Raw genomic sequence first — 3,963 nt, 5'->3', positions numbered from 1 at the left:
CCATAGATGCGCGTATCTATCATGAACAACGTAATGGCTATAATGACTTTGAGAGCCGTACAGGGCTAAAAGCGTTAAAAATTGATTCTAAAAATGTGGTTTGGAAACGCGTTCTAGACCATAACGATCGAGCGTTGCGTATGGTGACCGTAGGGATCAACGAAACCAACAAAACCATCAACGGGTTCGAACGTGAAGATGGGTTCGATATCTCTGCAGCTTCAGAGTTAATGGCGATTCTTGCGTTAGCTTCGAGCCTCAGCGATTTGCGATCCCGTATCGGCCGAGTTGTTGTCGCTTACAATATTTATGGTGACCCTGTCACAACTGAGGATTTACAAGTCGCTGGTGCTATGGCAGTAAGCATGAAGGATGCAATAGAGCCGACTCTAATGCAGACATTGGAGGGGGTTCCTACCCTTATCCATGCAGGCCCTTTTGCGAATATCGCGCATGGTAACTCATCCATTATCGCAGACAACATTGCCAGCAAGCTAGCCGAATTCACGGTAACTGAAGGCGGTTTCGGTTCAGATATGGGATTTGAAAAAGCATGCAATATCAAAGCACAAGAATCCGGCAAGGCCCCTGACTGCGCAGTTATCGTCGCGACATTGAGAGGGTTAAAAGCCAATTCAGGTCATTACGATTTAAAACCAGGTCAGTCAATTCCAGACTCTATTTTCAATGCCGATCCAGATGCTCTTATTGCCGGATTTGAAAATCTCAAGTGGCATATTAACAACGTCAATAAATATGGTGTTCCTGCTGTTGTTGCTATTAATCGCTTCCCGCAAGATTGTGAGCGTGAATTGCTGCAACTGAAAGAGATGATTGAATTGCTGCCAAATAATGTTGAAGTCGAGATAAGCGAAGGCTTTTCTGACGGTGGTAAAGGTACCGTGGCACTGGCACAAAAAGTAATTAAACAGTGTGATACTTCAGTAACGTTTACTCCCCTGTATACTCTTGACCAAACACTCGAAGAAAAACTCATGGCAGTCGCGGAATGTGGCTACGGCGCTAAGGGTATCACCATGAGCTATAAAGCGACCCAGCAACTCGCGCAGTTTAAAAAAGACGGTTACGATAACCTAGCAGTGTGTTTGGCTAAGTCTCCACTATCCATCTCTACCGATGGTTCGGTGAAAGGTGCTCCAGTTGGTTTCGATGTCCCTATTCGTGAACTAAAACTGTGTGCAGGTGCAGGGTTTGTTTATGCTTTGTGTGGCAATGTGATGACGATGCCTGGTCTACCCGATAAACCTGCATTTATGAACTTAGATTTAGACGACGACGGAAACATTACTGGACTGAGTTAACCTCGTGTGTGGTACAGCTTTTTCGGTGCACTCACTGGGTTTGTCACTCTGTGATTAGACGACCTAGCTCAAACTCCCTAACTCAAACTCCCTACGTAAAAAGCGAGACGGTTCCGTTTCGCTTTTTCTTTGTCTCAATTTTTATTCAATGTCACTTGCTCTATTCTGTTTGGTCTATTTCATTATCTAACAGGCTATGTGAAATTTATTTGCGAGCAAACCGTTCTCTTTAAAGTAACTAATTAGAGGGAATATTATGCTTAAGCAATCTCGTTATACACTCATACTTGCTGCTTTTGGGCTACTTGTCATCTCGGCTCTTTTTCCCGCGCAGTCATCTTCAGAGGTGCAACCTGCAGGTAAAGTCGATGTCGCGACATTAGCTGGTGGGTGTTTTTGGTGTACCGAATCCGACCTAGAGGCTTTAGATGGGGTCATCGACGTTGTGTCTGGTTATGCCGGGGGCAAACTTGAAAACCCAACCTACAAACAAGTCGCTTCTGGTAAAACAGACCACATCGAAGTGATATCGGTATCGTTTGATCCTGACCGGGTTAGCTACGAAGCGGTCCTAGACCAGTTGTTGCGCCATATCGACCCCACTGATGACAAGGGATCGTTTGTCGATAGAGGGCCACATTATCGCCCTGCTATCTTCTTCCATAACACAGAGCAGAAAAACATTGCGACAGCGTTTTTAACAGAAGTGGATGCACTGGGTGTCTTTGGTAAACCGCTCAAAGTCGAACTGATTGAGTTTGAGTCATTTTGGCCAGCTGAGGATTATCACCAAGACTATTACAAGCGCAATAAAGTGCGTTATAAGTATTACCGCTACAACTCTGGTCGCGACCAGTATTTGGACAAAATCTTCGGGGACGAACGTATCGACTCTCCGGTCACTCTTAGAGAGATGATTGACGCTAAAACGCGTCTAGACAATGTTAAAGCGTACAGCAAACCTAGCGATGCTGAAATAAAACAGCGTCTGACAGAGATTCAATATTACGTCACACAAAAAGATGGGACAGAACTCGCATTTGACAATGAATATTGGGACAACAAAGAAGCAGGTATTTACGTTGATATCGTTTCTGGCGAGCCACTATTTTCGTCAACCGACAAATACAAATCAGGGACAGGTTGGCCGAGTTTTACCAAGCCTATTAACGGGGCCTACATAGAAGAGCATACTGACCATAAACTGTTTTATCCAAGGACTGAAGTGAGAAGCCGGTTTGGCGACTCACACTTAGGTCATGTGTTCAAAGACGGCCCAGCACCAACAGGGCTACGATACTGCATGAACTCTGCCGCCCTTCGCTTCATTCCTGTTGAAAACATGAATAATGAAGGGTACGAGGAGTATTTGTATTTGTTTAACGGATAGCATGAGTTGGTTGAAGCTTAGTCTGATCAAAAAGCAGACACAAAAAAGCCGATCTGGTGGTAACAGATCGGCTTTTTGTTGGAAAGTAATAGTCAATGAGGCACTTTCTCTATGACATGCACTTTCCACCAGACGCCTCGCAATCACATGGCTTACACGCACATAACTGCAATGGCATAACGGGTATTATTTCATGATGCGCGCTTTGAACTGACGGCCTTTAATCTTGCCTGTTTGAATCTGCTTTAGAGCCACTTTCGCAACACTCTTTTCAACAGCAATATACGTCACCATTGCTAATGAATTGATCTTACCGATTTTTTTGCCATCGATTCCAGCTTGCTTGGTTAAGGCACCAAGGATATCACCAGGACGAAGCTTCATTTTCTTACCGCCAAGGATCTGAATTGTCGTCATTGGCGCTTCCATCGGCTCCTGTTTACCTCTTTCAGGTAATGTAGATGGCTTAATTTCGATATCCATGTATTCGTCGATAAGCGCGACACGTTGCATTTCTCTGTCACTAAAGAAGCTAAAGGCATTCCCTTTCTCCCCCGCTCTCCCTGTACGACCTATACGGTGGACATGAACTTCTGGGTCGCGTGATAGCTCAAAGTTAAAGACTGCATCTAGGTTATCAACATCAAGTCCACGAGCCGCAACATCCGTTGCAACAAGAATAGAAATACTCTTGTTAGCAAACATAGTCAGAGCCTGATCACGTTCACGTTGTTCCATATCGCCATGCAACTCTGTCACACTAAACCCGCGGTGTTGTAGCTCGTCGGTGACGTTTTGAACTTCTTTCTTCGTATTACAGAACACGACTGAAGATTCAGGTTGGAAATTGAGAAGCAACGTTTCAAGTGCGTCATCACGATCTTCTTGACAAGACACTTTGTAAAAATGTTGTTTGATCGTTGATGTTTGATGGGTCGACTCGACTTTCACCATTTCCGGTTTTTCCATGATTCGAGCAGCAACCGTTTTAATTTCTTTCGGGAAAGTCGCACTGAATAACAGGGTTTGACGCTGCTTCGGTGCTTGGTCGATAATGGCATCGAGAGCATCCTCGAAACCCATATCTAGCATGCGGTCAGCTTCATCAAGAACCAGCGTATTCAGTTCATCTAGATTGATGCGATCTCGTGACAGGTGATCCAGAATTCGCCCTGGTGTGCCTACTAAAATGTGCGCACCATGTTCTAAGGAACCGATTTGTGGACCCATTGGCATACCGCCACACAGCGT

Annotated in this window: 3 protein-coding genes; 2 read left to right on the top strand and 1 reads right to left on the bottom strand. The window is 44.9% G+C overall.

Annotated elements, in window-relative coordinates:
- On the top strand, positions 1-1,322 hold a 1,322-nt coding region (locus ACP45E_RS18170), incomplete at its 5' end, for a formate--tetrahydrofolate ligase (protein ID WP_069585380.1).
- Positions 1,323-1,578: 256 nt separating this feature from the next.
- Positions 1,579-2,712 carry a peptide-methionine (R)-S-oxide reductase MsrB gene (gene msrB, locus ACP45E_RS18165; RefSeq protein ID WP_017033605.1) on the top strand — a complete coding sequence of 378 codons (1,134 nt, stop codon included), beginning with the start codon at positions 1,579-1,581 and terminating at the stop codon, positions 2,710-2,712.
- A gap of 186 nt (positions 2,713-2,898) precedes the next feature.
- Here the strand turns inward: msrB and dbpA are convergent.
- Positions 2,899-3,963 (bottom strand): ATP-dependent RNA helicase DbpA (gene dbpA, locus ACP45E_RS18160; RefSeq protein ID WP_069585378.1); only part of this gene is annotated, 1,065 nt, incomplete at its 5' end.

This window comes from Vibrio genomosp. F10 str. 9ZD137, from assembly GCF_049974785.1.
Lineage (GTDB): Bacteria > Pseudomonadota > Gammaproteobacteria > Enterobacterales > Vibrionaceae > Vibrio.
This window is presented reverse-complemented; position numbering and strand designations above follow the sequence as displayed.

Bases quoted from the DNA above. Each gene is read 5' to 3' on its own strand.
- msrB (WP_017033605.1), top strand. From the start codon at position 1,579: ATGCTTAAGCAATCTCGTTATACACTCATACTTGCTGCTTTTGGGCTA.